Source organism: Planosporangium spinosum (assembly GCF_049999945.1).
GTDB classification, from domain to species: domain Bacteria; phylum Actinomycetota; class Actinomycetes; order Mycobacteriales; family Micromonosporaceae; genus Planosporangium; species Planosporangium spinosum.
The window spans coordinates 13,760-33,446 of sequence record NZ_JBLYUB010000005.1 but is presented as its reverse complement, the minus strand read 5'-3'; the positions used below and the strand labels follow the sequence as shown (position 1 = coordinate 33,446).

Sequence of the window (19,687 nt, the reverse complement as noted above, 5' to 3'; positions counted from 1 at the left end):
CGGACTACTCGGCGACGGTGATACCCATCGACCGGGCGGTGCCGGCGATGATCTTCTCGGCCTGCTCGATGTCGTTCGCGTTGAGGTCCGCCATCTTCTTCTCGGCGATCTCACGCAGCTGCACGCGGTTGATCGAGCCGACCTTCTCCTTGTGCGGCACACCCGAACCCTTCTGAATGCCGGCGGCCTTGATCAGCAGGCGCGCGGCGGGCGGGGTCTTGAGCACGAACGTGAAGGTGCGGTCCTCGTAGACGCTGATCTGCGCCGGGACGATGTCACCGCGGGACGACTCGGTGGCGGCGTTGTACGCCTTGACGAACTCCATGATGTTCACGCCGTGCTGACCGAGCGCGGGGCCGACCGGCGGCGCGGGGGTCGCCTGGCCCGCCGGCAGCTGAAGCGTGAACGTCTTGACGAGCTTCTTCTTCGGAGGCATGTCTGTCTTCCTGGGCGTGGTGCTCACCCGGCGCGTTGCCGGACGAGACGGGTCTGCTTGACACTCGGTCGCCGGGACGCGCGCACGCAGACGCGCCGGCGATCGGGCCGGACGGTCTAGAGTACCCCAGCCGGGTTAGAGCTTCGCGACCTGGTTGAAGTTGAGTTCGACCGGCGTCTCTCGACCGAAGATCGAAACCAGCACCTTGAGCTTCTGCTGGTCTGCGTTGATCTCACTGATCGTCGCGGGCAGCGAGGCGAAGGCACCATCGGTGACGGTGACGGAGTCGCCCACCTCGAAGTCGAGAACCTTGATCTCGGGCTTGCCGCCGGCCTTCTTCTCCTGCTGCACGGCCGGGGCGAGCCACTTGACGACCTCGTCCAGCGACAGCGGCGCGGGCCGGTCGGCGCGGTCGGTGGCACCGACGAAGCCGGTCACCCCGGGGGTGTTGCGGACGCAGGAGTACGACTCCGGGGTCAGCTCCATGCGGACCAGGATGTAGCCCGGGAAGACCTTGTTCTGCACCTGCAGCCGCTTGCCGTTCTTGACCTCGACCTCTTCCCGGGTCGGTACCTCGACCTGGTAGATGAAGTCTTCCATGTCGAGGCTGGTGATGCGGGTCTCGAGGTTGGTCTTGACCTTGTTCTCGTAGCCGGCGTACGAGTGGACCACGAACCAGTCGCCGGGCGCGAAGCGCAGTGCGGCGCGCAGCTCGGCGACCGGGTCGGCGACGTCGCCGTCGGTGTCGCCGGTCAGCTCCGCGGACGCGGCGCTGACCGGTGCGGCGGCCTCATCGGCCGGAGCGTCCGTGTCGGCGGAGGCGTCCGCCGCCGTGGTGGCGTCGGCGCTCGCGGTCCCGCCGACCTCGTGGGCCGCCGTCGCGACGGTCGAGTCGTTGCCGAGCTCGCCGGCCTCGACCTCGTCGTACTCAGGCACGTTGCTCACTTCCATTGCTTTTGCGGCTCCCGCCGCACGGTATCGGCCGGTTGCCGGACGACTCTTACTTCCCCTTGGTGCCGAACACCAACAGGACAGCCCGCGCGAAGCCGTAGTCCAGCGATGCGACGATGGTCATCATGATCGCGACGAAGACCACCACGACCGTGGTGTAGGTCAACAGCTCCTTGCGGGTCGGCCAGATGACCTTACCCAGCTCACTGATGATCTCACGAAAGAAGTTGCGGATCCTGGCGAACACACCAGGCCGCTCACCGGCCTTGGTCTTGGCCTTGGTCGGCGCCTGGGTCGACTTGTCGACCGCACCCGCCCGCTTCGGCTTCTCGAGCCTCTCGTCGAGGGCGTCGTCGCGGAGGGCGTCTCCGTCGAGCCCCTCGTCGAGGCGCTCGTCCACGGCGTCCTCGCCGCGGCGCTTGCTCTCGGCCACTTCCGCCCTCTTCCGTGATGTCGCGGTGGTCATCCCACGTCTACGGTCTGGCCCGGCGTTCGTCGGGGATCAGCCCGACGACTGGCCGCCACGGTCGCGACACCACCTCTGGCGATGCCAACCACCGAACGCCCTCGTCGGACTCATCCGGCTGCCAGGCCCTTCGGCGCAGGGGCGACAGGACTCGAACCTGCAACCTGCGGTTTTGGAGACCGCTGCGCTGCCAATTGCGCCACACCCCTCTGTGAGGAGGAGACTCCTGGCTCAGACGTGCGCCGAGACAGGGGTACACACCCCACGGCGGACCAGTGTACGGGTAACCCGCCCGCTTTCCCAACCGCCCCGGTCAACGTACCCGTCGACAGTCCGGCCGACCGGCGCCGCGCGGGCAACGCCACCTACCTGATCTCGACCGAGGCGGCCAGCCGACCCCCGTACCGGGCCGGCTGACCGGGCCGATCAGGCGGTCCGGTGCCGGACCACGGCGCGGGCCTGGCCGAGCACCTTGTCGCCGCCACACGTCGCCGTGATGTCCAGCTGTGCGTGCCCCTCCTCGGTGAAGCCCTTGACCACCGCGCTGACGACCACCTCGGCGCCCTCGTCGTCGTCGGGGACGATGACCGGCTTGGTGAACCGCACGCCGTACTCCACGACCGCGGCGGGGTCCCCCGCCCAGGCGAGCACCGCCTCGCCCGCGAGGGCCATCGTGTACATCCCGTGCGCGATCACTCCGGGCAGACCCACCTTGGTCGCGACCCGGTCGCTCCAGTGGATCGGGTTGAAGTCGCCGGACGCCCCGGCGTACCGCACCAGGTCGGCGCGGGTGATCCGGAACGTGTGCGGTGTGAGCCGCTCGCCGATCTCCATGTCAGTCCTCCCCCCGGACGACCAGCTTCGTCCAGACCGCCACGACGGCCTCGCCGTCCTCGGTCGTCACGTCGGTGCGGGTGGTCAGGAAGTCGAGCCCGCCCCGGGAGATGACCTCCTCGATCACGCACACACAGGTCAGGCGGTCTCCCGCGTACACCGGACGGGCGTAGCGGAAACGCTGGTCGCCGTGGACCACCCGGCTGTAGTCGATGCCCAGCGCCGGGTCCTCGACGATCTGCTCGTTCGCCCGCATGGTGATCACGAACGGAAAGGTCGGCGGCGCGACGACGTCGGGGTGGCCCAGGGCCCGGGCGGCGGCCGGGTCGGTGTGCGCCGGGTTGGTCGCACCGACGGCGGCGGCGAACTCGCGGATCTTCTCGCGGCCGACCTCGTAGCTTGGCGTCGGCGGGTAGGTGCGGCCGACGAAGGTGGGATCCATGGGCATGGGCCGAACCTACCGGTTCCCCTCCGTACCCGGCACGCCGACGGCGCCGAGCGGCCGCGGCGGGCGAAGAAGTGGCGACGACGGGGAACGGTCACCCGGACGGGTCGAGACGGCACCCCGGGAGGGGGAACCCGGACGGATCAAGGCGGCGCCTTGGGCGGCGTCACGCGGGACAAGCACGCGGGACAAAAAGTGGCGGCACCCGGGTTCCCGGGGCCGCCACCTGAGCGTGTGGATGTCGGTCAGCGCGTCTCGCGGTGCGCGGTGTGCTTGCCGCAGCGGGGGCAGAACTTCTTCAGCTCAATGCGGTCCGGGTCGTTGCGGCGGTTCTTGCGCGTGATGTAGTTGCGCTCCTTGCACTCCACACACGCCATCGTGATCTTCGGACGTACGTCGGTCGCCTTGGCCACGGCGGAGTGCCTTCCTCGAAGTGGGTCTGTTGCCGGCGTAAGAGCGTAGCTCGCGCCTATAGAGATCTGCAAAGCGGGCTCTGCCGATCTCCGGATTCACCGTAGCGGTGGCCGGACTTGAACCGGCGACACAGCGATTATGAGCCGCTTGCTCTGCCATCTGAGCTACACCGCCGAGTCGGGCTCCGCCTGAGCGGGAACCCGTGGAGCCCCCTTACGGAATCGAACCGTAGACCTTCTCCTTACCATGGAGACGCTCTGCCGACTGAGCTAAGGGGGCGGGTTTGCACCCTGCGCGGACCAACCTCGCCCGCGCACCGGGTAAGAGTACACGCCAAGCCGGCAACCGCGAAATCGAGTACCGGATCGGCGCGCCGCACCTCACGGCACCGCTCGTAGCCAGCGCACCTCACCGGTGATCCCGGCGCCGGCCTGGGTCTGCGCGGCGTACCAGGCGTCCAGCCGCTCGTACGGCAGCGGCCGGCTGAACAGGAAACCCTGGCCGACGTCGCAGCCGATCTCCTCCAGCAGGCCGAGAGTGAGTTCGCTCTCCACGCCCTCGGCGACGACGCTGAGCCCGAACCGCCGGGACAGATCGACCACGGCCCGCACGATCGCGAGGTCGTCCGGATCGGTCGCCATACCCTGGACGAACGTCCGGTCGATCTTGACCTCCTGCACCGGCAGTCGCCGCAGGTGCCCCAACGACGAGTACTCCGTGCCGAAGTCGTCGACGGACAGCCGGACACCCAGCGCACGCAGCGCGTGCAGGGTCGGCACCGGACGGTCGGGACCCCCGACCACCCCGCCCGCACTGATCTCGAGGGTCAGCTGGGCGGGATCGACCCCGTACCCGTCCAGCAGTTCGGCCACCCGGCCCGGGAACGCCGGGTCGAGAAGGGTACGCGGCGACAGGTTGACCGACACGGGCAGTTCACGGCCGCTGTCCCGCCACTCCCGTGCGCGGCGCAGCCCTTCGCGCAGCACCACCTCGGTCAGCCGGCCGAGCTGGCCGGTGTGCTCGGCGGCCGCGACGAAGTCCTCGGGCGCGACGGCCCCGTGCGCCGGGTGCTCCCAGCGCGCCAGACACTCCACGCCGACCAGCCTGCGGTCGCGCAGCCCGACCTTGGGCTGGAAGTACACCTGCAACTCCCCCGCGTCGAGTGCGCGGCGCAGGTCGCCCGCGAGGCCGACCCGGCGCACCGACCGGGACTCCAGGCTCTCGGTGAACAACTGGACCGAGGTGTGCCGGACCTTCGCCGCGTGGGTGGCCACGTCGGCGCGCTGCAGCAGCGTGGCGGAGTCGTCGGCGTGGTCGGGGTGGACGGCCACGCCGACCGCGCAGTCGACGTCGGTGGTGAGGACGCCGAACGACAGCGGGGTCTGAAGCGACTCGCGGATGTCGACGGCCAGCGCGACGGCCGCCTCGGCGTTGGCGACGCGCACGGTGAGCGCGAACTCGTTGCCGCCGATCCGACCGACGAGCGCCGCCGGCGGAGCGAGGTCGCGCAGCCGGCGAGCCACCTCGACGAGGAGCTTGTCACCGGCGGTGTGGCCGAGCGAGTTGTTGAGGTGGCGCAGCCGCGCGACGTCGAAAACCAGGGCCGCGACGACGTCGTCCGGCGTCTGCACCTTGATCGCCTCGTCGAGGGCGCTGAGGATACGGCGCCGGTTGGGCAGGCCGGTGAGCGCATCGTGGTACGCGTCGAAGCGCAGCCGCTCCACCAACCGCGAGTTCTCCACCGCCGCCGCCGCGTGGGCCGCCACGGTCTCCAGCAGCCGCACGTCGTCGTCGTTGAAGTGGGCGAGGTCACTGAGCCGACCGGTGACCTCGAGAGTGCCGATCACGGCCTCCCCGGAGCGCAGTGGCACGACGATCGCGTCCTTGCCGCCCCAGGCCCGCAACTCGGCGAGCAGCTCACCGTCGTCCAACTTGGGGCCCACGGCCACGGTGCGACCGGTCTCCAGGGCCCGCCGCCGGAGCTTCTCCGGGCTGCCCTCCGAGTCCAGCAGACCCTGGTAGTCCACCCGCGCCGACAGCAGCAGTTCGGGGTGGCGCCCCGACGCGTTCAGCCACAGCGTCGCGCAGTCGGCCCGCATCAGCTCGCGGACCCGGGCGAGCAGCACGTCGATGACCGTGCCGTCGCGGCCGGTCTCCTCGACCGCCTTCATCAACTCGTACAGCTCGCGCATGCTGCGGTGCTGACGCACGAACGTCGCGTACGCGCGGTAGGCCTTCACCAGCACGAGCCCCAGTCCGGCGAGCAACAGCAGCGACCAGATGCTCTTCTGGATCATGAGCAGGACGCTCAGACCGACCGTCACGTTGATGGCAGCCACGAAGAGGCCGGGCGTCGCCGCCCGCGCCATGTCACGCGGCGACGTCCGGCCCTGCACGAGCGCGATGACACCGGCCACCGCGGCCAGACTGACCAGGTAGTTCGCGCACGCGGCGGCGACGAGCGCCAGCCAGACGACCGGCCTGTCGGCCGGCAGCGGATGGCCGGCCGGGGAGCCCACCGTGGCGAAGACGACGAACCCGGCGACGGACATGCCCGCCAGCCTCACGGCCAGGTTGAAGTAAAACTTGACGGTCGGCGTCCGCCAGTACAGCTGGGCGAGGAGCGCCCCGGCGAAGCGCAGCAGGACCACCGTCAGCGGTGGCAGATAGGCCAGCGCCAGGACGAGCGGTATCTCCGCCGGGAAGACCGCCAGCGTCTGGCGCCGGAAGTCGAAGTTGAGCCGGACCGCCTCAGCTGCCCAGAACAGACCGAAGAAGAAGATTGCCGCAACGGGCCAACCGGCCAGTGGTTCGGGCTCGGCGATGCCGAGCGGCACCGCCACCGCGAGCGAGACCAGCAGACAGGTGGCCGTTACGTACCAGGCGAGCTGCTCTGACCGGGGAGCCGTCGAACGAGGTCCGGGCACGACAACTCCCTCAGCTCCACACTTACCTCAGGCCCACACCGGCCGAACGCAGGAGCGACTCAGTACCAGCCGTAGTCCGACGCCGTCACCGTAGAGGTCGAGAGCGCCACGGCGAACGTCGCCAGGCCAACAGCCACGTAGCCCAACCGGGACGCCCACCGTCTCAGGGTTCGCTTGTGCATCTGCTTCCACTCCTGTGCTCTCATACACGAGTCCGACAACGGTAGGGGTACCCCAGATAGTGCCACATCTTTGCGTGGGGCGAAATTGCGTGTACCGCTGTCGCCCGAACAGGGCGCGCCTTTCGTCCTTTCGGCTAATTCCGGCTAGACGAACGGCAATGGACAACTAGCGAGAAACAGACCCACCGGCACATCTTCGGGGATATTTGTCAGCCAACGAACCACTCGTCCGCGTTAGGACGAACGGCCGGGCCACGCACTCCGACCGCCGTCGGGGCGTTCGGCCGCCCTCGTCGCGGCCGGTCCCGGACGAGCGGCCGGAGTGCGGACCTTCCCTACGGCCGCCGCAGGGAGTCAGAGAGAGACCACACGCCAGCCGTCACCCTGAGTGCCGGTCAACACATCGACCATCGTGAGCGCGGCCATCTCGTCGTCGAAGGCGAACCGGCGGCAGCGCTTGGTCAGGCTGCCCCGACTCGCCTCGACGTGCCACTGACGGCCGTCATTCCACAGAAAGACATCCCGACGGGCCGGGTTGGCGAACCGCCCGTTCCACCAGTGCTTCCGTTGCTCCATGCAGAGATTAGAACATACGTTCGAGAACATTCGCCACCATTGACACCCGTCCGGGGTAGTCGGACTTCGGACACGGTCGGACACGGCCGGACACGGCCGGATGTGGCGAATAACCGCAGGTCACAATTGGTGGCTACGGATGACGGACCGCGGCCGGGAACGGGCCACGGCGGCGAGCGGTCGACCCGGGTCCGACGCCACACCGGACGGGATGCTCCCGCCACCTGGACACCAGGGACGTACCGCGGTACGCGTACGGCCGGGCGGGCACGTACGCCAGTGGTTGGCCCCGCGGTGTCGACCGTGGGCGGATGTACCGGAGCCGACCGGTCCCTACCGTCTCCCACCATGGACCAACTGGTACGGGACGTCGCCTCACTGTGGACCGCCGGGCGCCGCGTCGAGCGGGTCTGCTACGCCATCGCCGGTGCGCTGATCCTCAGCGGGTTCGCCCACCTCGCCGTCTACGCCGTGGACGGCGGGCCGTGGGAGGGTCCGGTCTCCTGGCGCAAGGCGGTGACGTTCGGCCTGTCGTTCGGCATCACGCTCGTCTCGGTCTGCTGGGTGGCGCGCTTCGTGCCGCTCGGTTCCCGTACCCGCACCTGGTTGCTCGGCGCTCTCGCCGTGGCCAGCGTCGCGGAGGTGGCGCTCGTGACGCTGCAGTGCTGGCGCGGCGTGCCGTCACACTTCAACGACGAGACCCCGTTCGACGCCGCCGTGATGCGGACGCTCGCCGTCGGCGGTCTGGTCCTCTTCGTCACCCTCGGGTGGCTCACCGTGGCCGCCGCCCGGCCGGCACCCGGCACACCGGCGAGCATGCGCCTCGCCGTCCGGGTCGGCCTCGGCACTCTCATGGCCTCCCTCATGGTCGGCGGCGTGATGATCGCGGGCGGGGTGACGTCGGTGGCGGCCGGTGACCGGCAGGGCGCGTACCTGCACGGCGGCTGGCTCAAGCCGGCGCACGCCGTGCTGCTGCACGCCGTCACGGTGCTGCCGGTACTGGCCTGGCTCGCGTCGTACACGACCTGGTCCGAGGCCCGACGGGTACGGCTGGTCACCGCCGGAGCAGTGAGCTACCTCACGGCAGCCACGGCCGTCATCATCGGCACGGTCGTCTCCGGCCTGATCGACACCGCGACACTCACCGGCGACACCGCGCTGGTCGCCGGGGAGACACTGGTCGCCACCGCCGGAGTGATCACGCTCGTCGCTGTCCTGGCCGTGCTGTCCGGCTTCGTCGTCACGTTCGCGGATCTGGCACGCCGAGCGCGGCAGACCGGCGCGGGAGTGTGATACGGGTGCCGGTTGGTCGCGACGCCCACATACCAGCGGTAACCGTCCTACATTGAGGTAATGACGAGCGAATTCCCGGTGACGGGCCAGCACGTGGCTGCCACCGAGCCGGGCGCCGTGCTCGGAGCCATCATGGCCCGGGTCGGCGCGGACGGGCTGGCCGCCGCGGTTCGGATCCCCGGGCTGCTGGCAGCCGTCGACCAGCACGCCGCGGCGATCCGGGAGAGTCTCGCCGCCAACGGCCTCACCGTCACGGCGGTGCCGCTCGCCGGGTACGGATCGTCGGTCGTCGCCGCCGCCTCGCGGATGGGCCGGCAACTACCCGATCCGGAGAGCGTGGACTGGTCACGGGCCAACTGGTTCCAGCTTCGGCTGACCGCCGTCTGCGCGCTCGCGCGCACCCTCGACTGCGCCTGACCGACCCGAACCCCGCCCGACCGACCCGAACCCCGCACGACCAATCCGAACCCCGCACGACCGACCCGAACTCCGCCCGACCGACCCGAACCGGACGACCGCCTCGCGCCGGGGCCGCGGGTGACCGTCGGCTGTCCCGAGCCGTGGCTAACCGGGCTGACCGTGGTACTCGGGCAGGCCCAGCACCTGCCGGATCTCCCGCTGGACGGTGGCCCGGTCCGGCCGCGCGTCGACGGTGACCACCCGCTCCTTGCGACCCAGGAGTTCCAGTACCGGGTACGTCTTCTCGCGGTACTCCCGCAGCCGCCGCACCAGCGCTTCGTCCGTGTCGTCCTCCCGCGTGACGATCTCGCCGCCACAGGAGCGGCAACGGCCACCGTCCGGGATTCCGCCGGCGTCCGTCGTCCCGTGGCCGGCCGTTCCGCCGGCGACCGTGCCGTAGTCAGCACCGCAGCGGCCGCACAGTCGGCGGCCGAGCACCCGCCGGCGCACCTCGTCGGCGGGCAGGTCCAGGTGAATGACGGCGTCGACGTCGTAGTCGGCCATCAGGAACTCGGCCTGGCGGGGGCTGCGTGGGAAGCCGTCGATGATGAAACCGTAGTTCCAGTCGTGCGCCCGCAATCGCTCGTCGACCAGCGACATCACGAGGTCGTCGCTGACCAGTTCGCCCGCCGCCATGGTCTGGCGAACCCGGGTGCCGATCTTGGTGTGCTGCTGGACGTGCCACCGGAACATCTCGCCGACGGCAATCTGGACCAGGTCGAGATCACGGGCCAGCATCGCGGCCTGGGTGCCCTTGCCGCTGCCGGGAGCCCCCATGATCACGTACTTGTGCACAATACGACTTTTCCAGCGCACCGTACGATCGGCAACTTATCGCCACACCTCGGAACCGGCTCCGTACGGGGCCGGGCATCGGCCACCGAATGCTGGGTAGACACCATCTGACTTCGGCGCGCCGCGGCGCCGCAGGGTACGACCCCGCTGCAGTTCCATGCCGCAGACCACGGTTCCATGCCGCAGACCACGGCGAGGGGATGGTGCGACGTGGAGGTGAGCGCTTTCGGTGTGGCGATCGTCGGTGGCGTAGGCATCCTGGCCGGTGCCGCGCTGACCCTCCTCGGGGCTGCCGTACAGAGCCACCACGTCACCGTCGCGCGGCGGGCCCAGCAGGCACACGAGCGGGGCCTGGCGTCGTACCGGGAACGGGTCTCGGCGTACGACGAGGCTCTGACCGTCTTCTCCCGTACCCGTGACGAGATCGCCACCGTGATCCTCGAGGACAAGCCCTGGGACGGGACGTTCTCGGAGCCCGACCAGCGCGCCCGGCTCGACGCGCTGATCCAGTTGCACGGTACCGACGCCTTCCGCGAGGTCGTGAAAGAGTGGCAGCAGGTGTTCGACCGGGCCCTGTTCACGCTGGCACGATGGCGCTGGCTGGCCGACCCGAAGAACGCCAGCGCCGACGAGACCGCCAGCGTGCGCGCGCAACTGGAGAAGGACCAGGCGAAGATGCAGGCGGTGACAGTACGCGTACAGGAGCAGGCGCGGTCGGACGTCCATCGCGCGGTGTTCGAACCCCAGCCGCGACGCGCACCGGCGACCCGCCCGATGAAGGCCCTCGGCACCCTGATGATCGTGGCTGCGGTACTGCTGGTCACCACACCGGCGTGGGACGGCGTACTGCCCACGATCCTGCGGACCGCCGGCACGCACCGGGAACTCGTAGCGTTCGCCCTGCTGATGACCGGTGCCGTCATCGTGCTCGGCGGCGGGATGCTGACCCGGCGGCGAGCCGGGTAGATCGACGCGGTCAGAACGGAGGTGGGCCGCTACCGACCAACCGGACCGTGTTGTCCCCGCCGGTGGACTCCATCCCCTGCAGAAGAACCTCGCCGGTCCCGCCGATCCGCAGTTCGATCGGTACGGTCGCGCCGAGCGCGCCCGTCAGCTCCGCACCGGGGTCGTCGGGGCGGAACGTTCCGCTCCACGGTCGTTGCTGACCGGGCTCGGCCCGCCCGGAGCGAAGGGTCACGAGCCCTTGCTCCCTGGTGCCGTCGGCCAGGACCAGGGTCGCCAGTCCGGTGTAGGTAGCCATGATCTGCAACCGTAGCCGCCCGAGCCGGCGGGCGCGCACCTCGACCCGGGGGCGGTCCCACCGGCGTCACGCCCGGTTCGGCGGCGTACGCGAACGACGAACCCATGATGATCGTTCACTCCTACGAGCCGACAGCGATCACGCGAGGCACGATCATCGAGCGACCCGAGGAAGGCCGACTGATGGCCGCTGGCGTGGTCGATCGTTTTACCGCGAGCGGCATGCGTCCAACCACCGTGGTCGAGCGCATGCGCTCCCGCATGCCACGCCCGTCCGAGGCCGCACAGCTCCGGCTCCGACCCGGAACCCCAGTCATCATCGTGCGGACGACATACGCGGGTGAGACGCCCGTGGAAACCGCCGGCCTCCGACTCAACTCCCACCGGACTCCCACCGGTACGAACTGGAGTACGCGCTCAGCGTCGACCCGCTATCCGCAACGCCCAACGCCCAACACCCATAGCGACTGACACCCTGGGCGCGACACTACCCGGCACCCTCGACAGACCACGGCCCCGGCGGGAGACCCCGACCGGGGTCGCGTCGTCTCGATGCACCTCTGCGCAGGCGCCCACCGCTTGACGCGACTACTGAAAACGGATGTCATTAGCGATAAGCGGGACCCGTCGTAGCGGTCCCCCTCAGGAAGGCGGTGCCATGTCCCTACAAGTACCCGCAGCCCTGCTCGACCGGGCGAAGGCCGGCCCGGTCACCGACGAAGACTTCATCGCGTGCGTCCGCGACAGCCTGCCGTACGCATGGAAGGTCGTCAGCCAGGTAGCCGACCGTCTGCACCAGGACGGCGGCCAGTACGCCGACGACAACACCGTGCCTGCGACCGACGCCGAACAAGGCCAACTCCTGCGCGCACTGGCCAGCAGCTCCATGCGCGGCGCCCTGGAGCGCCACTTCGGCGTGAAGCTGGAGTTCCAGAACTGCTGCAAGGTCGCGGCGTTCCGACCGGACGCCGTCAACAGCCCGACGCACCAGGACTTCGTCTCACCCCGCGCCCAACTGCTCAACCAGTCACCACAGCTCCTGAGCTGCTGACCGACGCACTGGACCACGAGACCAGAACGGAAGGCCCGGCCCCCGATCGGGGGCCGGGCTTCTTTACCACCGAATCGACCTTTGAAGAATCAAGGCGGCCCGCAAAACGGGCCGCGCCGGCCGGCCCGGCCGGCCACGCTGACGGGCGACAAGGCCTCGAAGACCTCGAGGCTCCGCCCCGAACCCCGGCCCGCCTGAGAGATCCGCAGCGCCGTGATGGATTCAGCTATCACTGGCTACGCCCGCAACGCCGACAGAAGTAGATCCGTGACCATCGCGGGCTGCGTGACCATCGCCAGGTGATCGGCATCCATGCGCCGAACCAGGTACCCACATTCTTCCGCCTGCTCCGCCGTAGACCTGTACGCAGCACTCAGTTGGAGGTAGATCCGCCTGGCGGAGTGCCACACCCCACCCGGCGCGGGCAGCACCTCGGAAACGACCTTCCACGACAGCTCGGGTAAGCCGTGCAGCACATGGCGCCGCTGGCCAGGGTCGGGCAGGAGACCATCGACGGAACCGGCGGGGAACCAGGTGTCCCACGCCGGCAGCCGGCCCGACACCGCCATCTCCCGCAGCCGCCTGCCCTGCTCCGGCGGCAGTGACCCAACCCAGCTAGCGCCCGGGTGCGGCAGCCGGGCGTCCAGGAAGACGACGTCTAGCCGGTCGCTGCCGACTGCGTCGGCGATGCCGGGCAAGTAGGCACCCGCGCGACTGTGGCCGACGACGACGGTGGGCGCACCGGCGGCAACGCTGGCAGCCGCTTCCGCACACATCGCCGTATGAAAGGACGGCGCCTCGACCAGGGGACGAAGGTCCAGTACCGCCACGTGCCACCCCGCCGCTTCAAGGTGCGGCCGCAGGGCGTCCCACGTCGCCGAGGTGAGGAGCGGACTGTGGACAAGGAGCATCGTCGGTTCGGCGAGCACAGTGCCATCCTGGTGGCTGTACCGCCACCCGTACAGCCAAGACTGCCCGCACTTACCGACTCTGCCCGACAACCAGGGACGGTCTGACCAGGGACGATCTGACCAGGGCAGGCGCAACCTGACCAGCCATCCCTGATCTTCTTCCACACTGAGAGTGCCGATGATCGACCCGCCCGCGAGCCGCCCACAACGTGCCGTAGACAGCCGGGCCCGACTGGACCCATCCGGACCGAACAACATCGGCCCCTGCCTGGATTCTCCCAGGCAGGGGCCGATGTCCCTGCGTGTGGCGGGCAGAGGATTCGAACCTCTGTAGCTTTCGCGACGGATTTACAGTGCGCCGAACTCAGTCGTCCTGGGCTACATACACACCGTCCCACATCAAGCGCGCAACACGCATGCGACATGAGACGCATGCAGCATCAGGTGCAGTACGGGAAACTATTGGTCCAACGATGTGACGCCAACCAGACCCCGTCGCTAACGCCTGAAATGAAGGTGAACTTACTGCCTTGGGCTTCGCAACCCCAGATACCGTTAGAGGGGTAATTGGCAGCGGTGTACAGCATCACTCCCAGGAAGGAGGTGCTCTGCCCACGGTTGTATATGGACTTTACTTTGTTGTACGGCGCCCACGAACAGATAACCGGGGCGGCACCCCAGTCGTTGTCCGCGTCCGACCAGCTGCAGCGGGATCCCGTGCCGCCATATCCGTTCCAGACGCAAAGGTTGCCGGCAGGGCAGTCCCAGGCCGCCAGAACCGTAGCGTGATCGGCCGTAGCATGAGCAGCCGCGGCTTGAGCAGCCGTCGCGGTTCCGGTTAAGAGCAAAATCATCGCTGACAAGATGGTGACGACCGGACGTGAGATCTTTCCTAGGCGCATAGCTTCTCCCTCTGCATCGATGCCGCAAGGGCATGATTGCCGACGGCTAGACATCGATGATATCCGATCGTTATGGATCCGACTACCGTTGAGGGCAAGTGAAACGCTAGCCGTGCCGCAGTCCATCCTGGACGCTCACACGGGTCAACATTGAGACAATCTCTTGCGCACTGACCACCCAAGAGGTATCTCTCTTTGCCGCGGCTCTTCCATGGCCGCCCAACCCATATCTCTGAACTTTTCTGTCATTTCAAGGCGATTCCGGCGACGCTGCGACCGCTCCGCAGCGGGAGTACGCGCCGCACCACGGCGGGATGGTGACCGACCACAGCCGCCAGCCCGTGCGGTCCCTGCGAACCTCGGCGCGCCAGGCATATGGCTCACCGTCGTACGAGACGACCATGCTGCCGCCCCCGCCGCGCATATCGGCCGGTGGAGTCCACCGCACGCGATAACTGTCGACCACCGTCGCCCGGTCACCGTGACGCTCGGTTCCGTCATTTGCCTGGTGAGTGCCGACATCAAACGTGCCGGACCGTCCGGTGGAAGGTGGCCGGCCGGCCGTTCCGCGACACGTTCGCCACCCGCGCCCTGGCCGAGAGCTTCCGCTCGAAACTGGTGGTTGCTCAGCGGGAGGGGTGGCGTTCGACGAGGCCAGCGGCCTACCGGAACCGACGGCGAGGGCGCGCAACACGCGATCGTGGTACGAACACGCCGTCGCGTACGTGGACATGAAGTGGCCCCGAGCGTCGGCCAAGCACCGCAAGGGCATCGCCGAGACGCTCGCCACCGTCACGCCCGCCCTGCTGGCGACGGATCGGGGCGTACCCAGCGAGAAGGCCATGCGCGCCGCGCTCTACGGGTGGGCGTTCAGCAAGACCCGCCGGGACGCCGGGGAGCCACCCGACGACCTCGCCGCCACCGTCCGGTGGCTCAAGGCCAACACGGTCGACCTGACCGCTCTCGCCGATGCCGCGCTGGTCCGCAAGGCGCTCGACACGCTTGCCCTACGGATGGACGGCGCTCCGGCGTCACCCAGCACGATCGCCCGCAAACGAGCCGTCTTCTCCGGCGCCCTCAAGTACGCCGTCGAACTGCGGCTACTCGACGTCCACCCGATGTCCCTGGTGAGCTGGACCGCTCCGAAGGCGGCCGATGAGGTCGACCGCCGGGCGGTGGTCAACCCGGACCAGGCGCGGGCGCTGCTCGCCGCGGTACGGCGCAGCGTGCCCGAGCTGGAAGCGTTCTTCGGGTGCATGTACTACTCGGCCTTGCCCCCGGAGGAAGTGCTCCACCTGCGCGAAGACGAGTACGAGCGGCCCACCCAGCGTGGGGGGTGGGGCGTGCTGCACCTGACCGGATCGACGGTCGCGGTGGGTCGGGACTGGGGCGATGGGGACGGCACCGCCGAGCGCCGGGGACTCAAGCACCGGGCGAAGGCAGCTACCCGCGACGTGCCCGCCCCGCCGGCACTGGTACGGCTTCTCGATCACCACATCAAGGAGTACCCGCCGGGACCGGACGGCAGGCTGTTCGTCACCCGGCGCGGCCCCGGCGGCCGGTACGTCCCCACCGCCGGGCAACCGATCCCGAGCAACACCTACGGGAAGGCGTGGCGGGACGCCAGGACGAAGGTACTGACCCCGGCACAGCAACGCTCCCCGCTGGCCCGGCGCCCTTGCGACCTGCGGCACGCCGCTGTGTCGCTCTGGCTCAACGCCGGGGTGCCGGCGACCCAGGTAGCCGAGGGGGCCGGGCACAGCGTGCACGTCCTGATGCGGGTCTACGCGAAGTGCGTCTACGGCCAGGAGGAGGCCGCGCGTCGCCGGATCGAAGCCGCGCTGGCCCAGACGGAACCGGAGCGGATATCCCCTTGTCCTGTCTCAGTCGAGTTGGCGCAGGTGCAGGGCTGTGACCTGGACAACGACAACTTCGATGAGACGACTTCGGGTTGGAGTCTCATCGAAGACGGCGCGGTGACGCCGAACGCGGCTCGGCGTCTCGATGAATGTGGCGAGCGCTAGGTGAATCGCGGGCGAGGTCAAGACTGGCGGTGGGCGATGAGGACCGCTTGTGGAACGCTCTGGTCGAGGTCGAGCAGCATTTGAGTCTTGACGGTGAATCCGGCGTCGTGCAGCCAGGTTGCCACCCGGTCGGGTTGGCGGCGGTGGACGTAGACCTTCATTGGGTGGCCGCCGTAGCCCTGCGTCTTCAGCCGGGTCTCGTCGCCGACGTGGAAGCCGAGCAGCAATGGTCCGCCGGGACGCAGTACCCGCCGGAAATGGCCGAGAACTGTGGGGATCGCATCATCGGGGACATGAATCATGGACCAGAACGCGAGCAGGGCGGCGATCGAGGCGTCGGCAAGGGGTAGGTCCGTCATCGAGCCCACCTCGAACCGCAGGTCGGGGTGGGCTCGCCGAGCCAGGTCGATCATTGCCGGGGACAGGTCGATGCCGAAGGCGTCGACGCCCAGCTTGTGCAGGTGGGCGGTGACTTGCCCTGGTCCGCAACCCACGTCGGCGACCGGCCCGCCGCCGGCTGCGTGGACCAGGTCAGCGAACAGCGCCAGCGCCGCGCGCAGGTCCGGCTCCCCGGCCAGAGAATCGCGCACGAAGTCTGCGTAGCTCTCGGCGACCGTGTCGTAGGACGTCCGCGTATCTGCCAACCAGCCGTCAGCGTTCCGGTCCGGCGACCCGGATGTGTTCCCGTCATCCAACGATGTCGCGACTGCTGTCACTGGTCAGCTCCTTAAGCTTGGAGTGAGGTGGATGGGTATGTCTCGGGCACGGTCGAACGACGCATCGGCCCTCGGCACCGCCAGCGCCGCCGACTCCACCCTCACCTCCACGTCGCAGAGATAGCCGCTCCTCGATCTTCAGCCGCGCACGCTACCAGTTCCGAAGCCACCCTTCAGTGAGACGACACGCGTGATGCGCCACCTTCAACGAGACGAGCGCACCCCAGAACCCCGTCGGCGACAGATTCAATGGGACGCAGCGCAACGTCGCCAGCTACAACGAGACGGACGCCAGATCGCTTGAGACGGGACACCCCTGGCGAGGAGGCCGAACCGAGTTGATCTCGGCGACACGTATGCGACACAACCCGTGAGATCAAGCGGTCCGGAGTGAGACTCAACGGGACCAACGAGATCGGCCCCTGACCCGGTTTTCCCAGGTCAGGGGCCGATCTTCCCTGCTGTGGCGGGTAGAGGATTCGAACCTCTGTAGCTTTCGCGACGGATTTACAGTCCGCTCCCATTGGCCGCTCGGGCAACCCGCCTCAGGGTGCCGCGCCCGCAGTGCGCGGCAGCGCACGTAAGAATAGCGGTACCCCCCGGGGTGTCTGCAAACGGGTGGGCCGCACGGGGCCGGCCCCGCCTCCAGGGCACCCCCGGCCCCGCGCGGCGCCGCCCGGTCGTGCACGCTGAGATCAGACCAGAATGGGTACGGCAACACCACCGAAGCATCCCGACACAGGAGCACCAATGGCTGCGGCACCCTCGTTCGACATCGTCAGCAAGGTCGACCGGCAGGAGGTCGACAACGCGCTCAACCAGGCAGAGAAGGAACTGGGCACCCGGTTCGACTTCAGGGGCACCGGCGCCGAGATCAAGTGGGCCGGCGAGAACGCGGTCACGTTGCAGGCCGAAACCGAGGAGCGTGCCCGCGCCGCGCTGGAGGTCTTCAAGGAGAAGCTGGTCAAGCGCAACATCTCACTGAAGTCGCTGGACTGCGGCGAGCCCAAGCAGTCCGGCAAGGTGCACCGGATCGAGTGCAAGATCGTCCAGGGCATCGAGTCGGAGAAGGCCAAGGCGATCAGCAAGAAGATCCGGGACGAGGGCCCGAAGGGCGTCCAGGCGCAGATCCAGGGTGACCAGCTCCGGGTGACCGGCAAGAAGAGGGACGACCTGCAGGCCGTGATCGCGCTGCTCAAGCAGGAGGACTTCGGGGTGGCGCTCCAGTTCACCAACTACCGGTGAGCACGACCTACCGGACCTGATCGCACCTCCGGGCCACCCCTTGGTGCCCGGGGTGGGCATCGACGCTGAGGTCACCGTGATTGTGGAGGTTGTTCCGTGCCCGGGCACGGAACAACCTCCACAATCATGAGAAGGGTCAGGCCGCGACGGTCCGGACCCCGGGCACCTCCAGGCGGCGCTGCTGCTTGGCGGCGTACATCAGGGCGTCGGCCCGGTGGATCAACCGCTCGGCGTCGGCGTCGGCGTCCGCGACGACGGCCCCGATGCTGGCCCCGATCACGACCTCTTCGCCGTCGAGGACGATCGGCAGGATCAGCGCCTCGGAGATGCGGTTGGACAGCCGCACGGCGTCGGCGGCCGTCGCCTCCGGGTACAGGATCAGGAACTCGTCGCCACCGAAGCGGCTCACCACGCTGTCGCCGTCCACGCAGCGGCGCAGCCTCGCGGCGGCCTCGATCAACAGTTCGTCCCCGGCGACGTGCCCGAACCGGTCGTTGATCCCCTTGAATCCGTCCAGGTCGCAGAAGAGCACCACCGGGCCGGTACGGGTGACGTACGGCCGGTCCAGCTCCGCGGTCAGCCGCCGGACGAACTCGCGCCGGTTCGGCAGGCCGGTGAGCGAGTCGTGGTTGGCCTGGTGCAACAGGGCCCGTTCGGCGTCGGTACGCTCCGCGGCCAGCCGGCCGACCCGCACCATCACCAGGGATGTGACGGCCGCGCCACCGAAGCCGAGCAGCAGACCGTCGACGTCGCCGCCGAACACCTGACGCCCGCCGCCGATGACCGGGATCGCGGCGAGGGACAGGCCGAGGAACACCAGGCGGCCGACGGTCAGTTCGTCCGCGGGCGTGGGTCCGGGCCGGGTGAGCAGATCCGACGAGCGGGCGAGCGCGACCAGGCCGAGACACGCGTACCCGCCCATGAAGATCATGTTGGTCCAGTCGGGGCGCGCGCCGGTGACCGGGTCGAGCAGCAGCGCCACGACGACGTTGCCCGCCATGGAGCACGCCAGCGTCACGACCAGCAGCCACAGGGCGGGGATGTGCTCCCTGGCGCTGAGCAGCAGTCGTAGCAGCGCCCCGAGGATCGCGGCGAGGATCAGGATGTCGACGAACAGGGACAGCCGTGCGCCCGGACCCTCGTTCGTGGCGTCCAGGTACGGCAGCATCACGGCGTCCCACAGCAGACCGCCGACCGCCAGCGACACGATCATCGCGTCGATCATCCCGCCGACGTCGTTACGGCCACGCCGGAAGACGACCGACATGGCCGACATCAGCAGCAGTACGTGGCCGCCGGAGATCAGCAGGTCGGCGATCGTGCCGTCGCCGGTGGGCGCGTGCCGCACGTCGACGTACCAGTACCAGACGACGTTGCCGAGGTTGAGCACGACGAGCGCGGCGAGCAGGTACCACCACGGCCGCCGGTGCGCGGACGACCGGCGGCGGACCGCCCAGGCCGCGGGCACGACCGCCCCGCACGACACGAGCAGGAAGTCGACCGTGCGACTGGGAGCGGGCAGCACCGGGTACCCGGCGATCAGGATCACCGCGATCAGGGCGTACACGGTGGTGATGTGCACGTAGACCGGCTCGGCACACCGACGGTGCCGAGCGGGCACCGGGCCCGCCGGTCGTAAGTCGCTCACGTCCCTACGGTAGGACGGCAAGCCATAGATAGGAATCCACTTTTACTTTTAAGTACAACTGGGCGGACCCTCCGACCATCGTCGTACGGCCGACCCGACGGTGGCGATCAGGCCGCCCGGCGACGGCGGCCGCCGACGCTGCCGTGGCGACG

General features: G+C 68.9%; 20 protein-coding genes, 4 tRNA genes and 2 pseudogenes. 7 read left to right on the top strand and 19 right to left on the bottom strand.

All coding sequences use genetic code 11. The features are described from left to right. Window positions 1-4 precede the first annotated feature (4 nt). The 12 genes from rplK to ACNTMW_RS08540 form a co-directional block, all read right to left on the bottom strand. Window positions 5-436 (bottom strand): 50S ribosomal protein L11, encoded by a 432-nt coding sequence (rplK, locus tag ACNTMW_RS08595; RefSeq protein ID WP_426632894.1) that lies wholly within the window; start codon window positions 434-436, stop codon window positions 5-7. Window positions 437-571: 135 nt separating this feature from the next. Beyond that, window positions 572-1,372, bottom strand: coding sequence for a transcription termination/antitermination protein NusG (gene nusG, locus ACNTMW_RS08590; protein WP_426633153.1), 801 nt, complete (start codon window positions 1,370-1,372; stop codon window positions 572-574). Between the two features lie 64 nt (window positions 1,373-1,436). After that, window positions 1,437-1,820 carry a preprotein translocase subunit SecE gene (secE, locus tag ACNTMW_RS08585; protein WP_426632893.1) on the bottom strand — a complete coding sequence of 128 codons (384 nt, stop codon included), beginning with the start codon at window positions 1,818-1,820 and terminating at the stop codon, window positions 1,437-1,439. 169 nt (window positions 1,821-1,989) lie between these two features. Continuing rightward, window positions 1,990-2,062: transfer RNA gene (locus ACNTMW_RS08580), tRNA-Trp, on the bottom strand. Window positions 2,063-2,279: 217 nt separating this feature from the next. Continuing rightward, window positions 2,280-2,687 carry a MaoC family dehydratase gene (locus ACNTMW_RS08575; protein WP_426632892.1) on the bottom strand — a complete coding sequence of 136 codons (408 nt, stop codon included), beginning with the start codon at window positions 2,685-2,687 and terminating at the stop codon, window positions 2,280-2,282. 1 nt (window position 2,688) lies between these two features. Beyond that, window positions 2,689-3,135, bottom strand: coding sequence for an FAS1-like dehydratase domain-containing protein (locus tag ACNTMW_RS08570; RefSeq protein WP_426632891.1), 447 nt, complete (start codon window positions 3,133-3,135; stop codon window positions 2,689-2,691). A gap of 242 nt (window positions 3,136-3,377) precedes the next feature. Then, window positions 3,378-3,545: a 50S ribosomal protein L33 gene (gene rpmG / locus ACNTMW_RS08565; RefSeq protein ID WP_167925014.1), complete on the bottom strand. Its 168-nt coding sequence runs from the start codon at window positions 3,543-3,545 to the stop codon at window positions 3,378-3,380. 102 nt (window positions 3,546-3,647) lie between these two features. Next, window positions 3,648-3,720: transfer RNA gene (locus ACNTMW_RS08560), tRNA-Met, on the bottom strand. Window positions 3,721-3,749: 29 nt separating this feature from the next. Further along, window positions 3,750-3,825 (bottom strand) — tRNA-Thr (locus ACNTMW_RS08555). 101 nt (window positions 3,826-3,926) lie between these two features. After that, window positions 3,927-6,473 (bottom strand): putative bifunctional diguanylate cyclase/phosphodiesterase, encoded by a 2,547-nt coding sequence (locus ACNTMW_RS08550; RefSeq protein ID WP_426632890.1) that lies wholly within the window; start codon window positions 6,471-6,473, stop codon window positions 3,927-3,929. Window positions 6,474-6,532: 59 nt separating this feature from the next. Further along, window positions 6,533-6,655: a hypothetical protein gene (locus tag ACNTMW_RS08545; protein WP_426632889.1), complete on the bottom strand. Its 123-nt coding sequence runs from the start codon at window positions 6,653-6,655 to the stop codon at window positions 6,533-6,535. A 354-nt stretch (window positions 6,656-7,009) separates the two neighbouring features. Continuing rightward, complete coding sequence (locus ACNTMW_RS08540) at window positions 7,010-7,231, bottom strand: hypothetical protein (RefSeq protein WP_426632888.1); 222 nt, start codon at window positions 7,229-7,231, stop codon at window positions 7,010-7,012. A 348-nt stretch (window positions 7,232-7,579) separates the two neighbouring features. Here ACNTMW_RS08540 and ACNTMW_RS08535 point away from each other — a divergent pair, with 348 nt between their 5' ends. Beyond that, window positions 7,580-8,524: a hypothetical protein gene (locus ACNTMW_RS08535; protein WP_426632887.1), complete on the top strand. Its 945-nt coding sequence runs from the start codon at window positions 7,580-7,582 to the stop codon at window positions 8,522-8,524. Between the two features lie 60 nt (window positions 8,525-8,584). Further along, window positions 8,585-8,941, top strand: coding sequence for a DUF6401 family natural product biosynthesis protein (locus ACNTMW_RS08530; RefSeq protein WP_426632886.1), 357 nt, complete (start codon window positions 8,585-8,587; stop codon window positions 8,939-8,941). A gap of 147 nt (window positions 8,942-9,088) precedes the next feature. Here the strand turns inward: ACNTMW_RS08530 and ACNTMW_RS08525 are convergent, their stop codons facing one another. Beyond that, window positions 9,089-9,778: an adenylate kinase family protein gene (locus tag ACNTMW_RS08525; RefSeq protein ID WP_426632885.1), complete on the bottom strand. Its 690-nt coding sequence runs from the start codon at window positions 9,776-9,778 to the stop codon at window positions 9,089-9,091. 216 nt (window positions 9,779-9,994) lie between these two features. Here ACNTMW_RS08525 and ACNTMW_RS08520 point away from each other — a divergent pair, with 216 nt between their 5' ends. Beyond that, a complete protein-coding gene (locus ACNTMW_RS08520; RefSeq protein ID WP_426632884.1) occupies window positions 9,995-10,744 on the top strand; it encodes a hypothetical protein in 750 nt (249 codons plus the stop codon). A gap of 10 nt (window positions 10,745-10,754) precedes the next feature. Here the strand turns inward: ACNTMW_RS08520 and ACNTMW_RS08515 are convergent, their stop codons facing one another. Beyond that, complete coding sequence (locus tag ACNTMW_RS08515) at window positions 10,755-11,039, bottom strand: hypothetical protein (RefSeq protein WP_426632883.1); 285 nt, start codon at window positions 11,037-11,039, stop codon at window positions 10,755-10,757. 98 nt (window positions 11,040-11,137) lie between these two features. On the opposite strand from ACNTMW_RS08515, the pseudogene ACNTMW_RS08510 reads away from it, so the two are divergent. Then, window positions 11,138-11,509 (top strand): annotated as a pseudogene (locus ACNTMW_RS08510) (UTRA domain-containing protein); the annotation flags it as partial. Between the two features lie 187 nt (window positions 11,510-11,696). Beyond that, window positions 11,697-12,089: an SCO5389 family protein gene (locus ACNTMW_RS08505; protein WP_426632882.1), complete on the top strand. Its 393-nt coding sequence runs from the start codon at window positions 11,697-11,699 to the stop codon at window positions 12,087-12,089. A gap of 236 nt (window positions 12,090-12,325) precedes the next feature. Here the strand turns inward: ACNTMW_RS08505 and ACNTMW_RS08500 are convergent, their stop codons facing one another. Both ACNTMW_RS08500 and ACNTMW_RS08495 read right to left on the bottom strand, forming a co-directional pair. After that, on the bottom strand, window positions 12,326-13,018 hold the full coding sequence (locus tag ACNTMW_RS08500) for a hypothetical protein (protein WP_426632881.1): 693 nt from the start codon (window positions 13,016-13,018) through the stop codon (window positions 12,326-12,328). A gap of 422 nt (window positions 13,019-13,440) precedes the next feature. Then, the gene (locus ACNTMW_RS08495; RefSeq protein ID WP_426633152.1) at window positions 13,441-13,854 is read right to left on the bottom strand and encodes a peptidase inhibitor family I36 protein; all 414 of its coding nucleotides are present in this window, start codon (window positions 13,852-13,854) and stop codon (window positions 13,441-13,443) included. 585 nt (window positions 13,855-14,439) lie between these two features. On the opposite strand from ACNTMW_RS08495, the pseudogene ACNTMW_RS08490 reads away from it, so the two are divergent. Beyond that, window positions 14,440-15,746, top strand: a pseudogene (locus ACNTMW_RS08490) (tyrosine-type recombinase/integrase); the annotation flags it as partial. 197 nt (window positions 15,747-15,943) lie between these two features. Here ACNTMW_RS08490 and ACNTMW_RS08485 read toward each other — a convergent pair. After that, entirely contained in the window at window positions 15,944-16,642 is a 699-nt protein-coding gene (locus tag ACNTMW_RS08485) for a class I SAM-dependent methyltransferase (protein ID WP_426632880.1), read from the bottom strand. A 464-nt stretch (window positions 16,643-17,106) separates the two neighbouring features. Further along, window positions 17,107-17,187 (bottom strand) — tRNA-Tyr (locus tag ACNTMW_RS08480). Window positions 17,188-17,392: 205 nt separating this feature from the next. Here ACNTMW_RS08480 and ACNTMW_RS08475 point away from each other — a divergent pair. Then, a complete protein-coding gene (locus ACNTMW_RS08475; RefSeq protein WP_426632879.1) occupies window positions 17,393-17,887 on the top strand; it encodes a YajQ family cyclic di-GMP-binding protein in 495 nt (164 codons plus the stop codon). Between the two features lie 136 nt (window positions 17,888-18,023). Here the strand turns inward: ACNTMW_RS08475 and ACNTMW_RS08470 are convergent, their stop codons facing one another. Then, the gene (locus ACNTMW_RS08470; protein WP_426632878.1) at window positions 18,024-19,535 is read right to left on the bottom strand and encodes a diguanylate cyclase domain-containing protein; all 1,512 of its coding nucleotides are present in this window, start codon (window positions 19,533-19,535) and stop codon (window positions 18,024-18,026) included. Window positions 19,536-19,687: the final 152 nt, after the last annotated feature.

Excerpts from the sequence above, each read along its gene's own strand:
- ACNTMW_RS08535 (WP_426632887.1), top strand. The coding sequence starts at position 7,580 with ATGGACCAACTGGTACGGGACGTCGCCTCACTGTGGACCGCCGGGCGC.
- ACNTMW_RS08475 (WP_426632879.1), top strand. The coding sequence starts at position 17,393 with ATGGCTGCGGCACCCTCGTTCGACATCGTCAGCAAGGTCGACCGGCAG.
- ACNTMW_RS08570 (WP_426632891.1), bottom strand. The coding sequence starts at position 3,135 with ATGCCCATGGATCCCACCTTCGTCGGCCGCACCTACCCGCCGACGCCA.
- ACNTMW_RS08575 (WP_426632892.1), bottom strand. The coding sequence starts at position 2,687 with ATGGAGATCGGCGAGCGGCTCACACCGCACACGTTCCGGATCACCCGC.
- rplK (WP_426632894.1), bottom strand. The coding sequence starts at position 436 with ATGCCTCCGAAGAAGAAGCTCGTCAAGACGTTCACGCTTCAGCTGCCG.
- ACNTMW_RS08545 (WP_426632889.1), bottom strand. The coding sequence starts at position 6,655 with ATGCACAAGCGAACCCTGAGACGGTGGGCGTCCCGGTTGGGCTACGTG.
- ACNTMW_RS08505 (WP_426632882.1), top strand. The coding sequence starts at position 11,697 with ATGTCCCTACAAGTACCCGCAGCCCTGCTCGACCGGGCGAAGGCCGGC.
- ACNTMW_RS08530 (WP_426632886.1), top strand. The coding sequence starts at position 8,585 with ATGACGAGCGAATTCCCGGTGACGGGCCAGCACGTGGCTGCCACCGAG.
- ACNTMW_RS08495 (WP_426633152.1), bottom strand. The coding sequence starts at position 13,854 with ATGATTTTGCTCTTAACCGGAACCGCGACGGCTGCTCAAGCCGCGGCT.
- ACNTMW_RS08540 (WP_426632888.1), bottom strand. The coding sequence starts at position 7,231 with ATGGAGCAACGGAAGCACTGGTGGAACGGGCGGTTCGCCAACCCGGCC.
- ACNTMW_RS08515 (WP_426632883.1), bottom strand. The coding sequence starts at position 11,039 with ATGGCTACCTACACCGGACTGGCGACCCTGGTCCTGGCCGACGGCACC.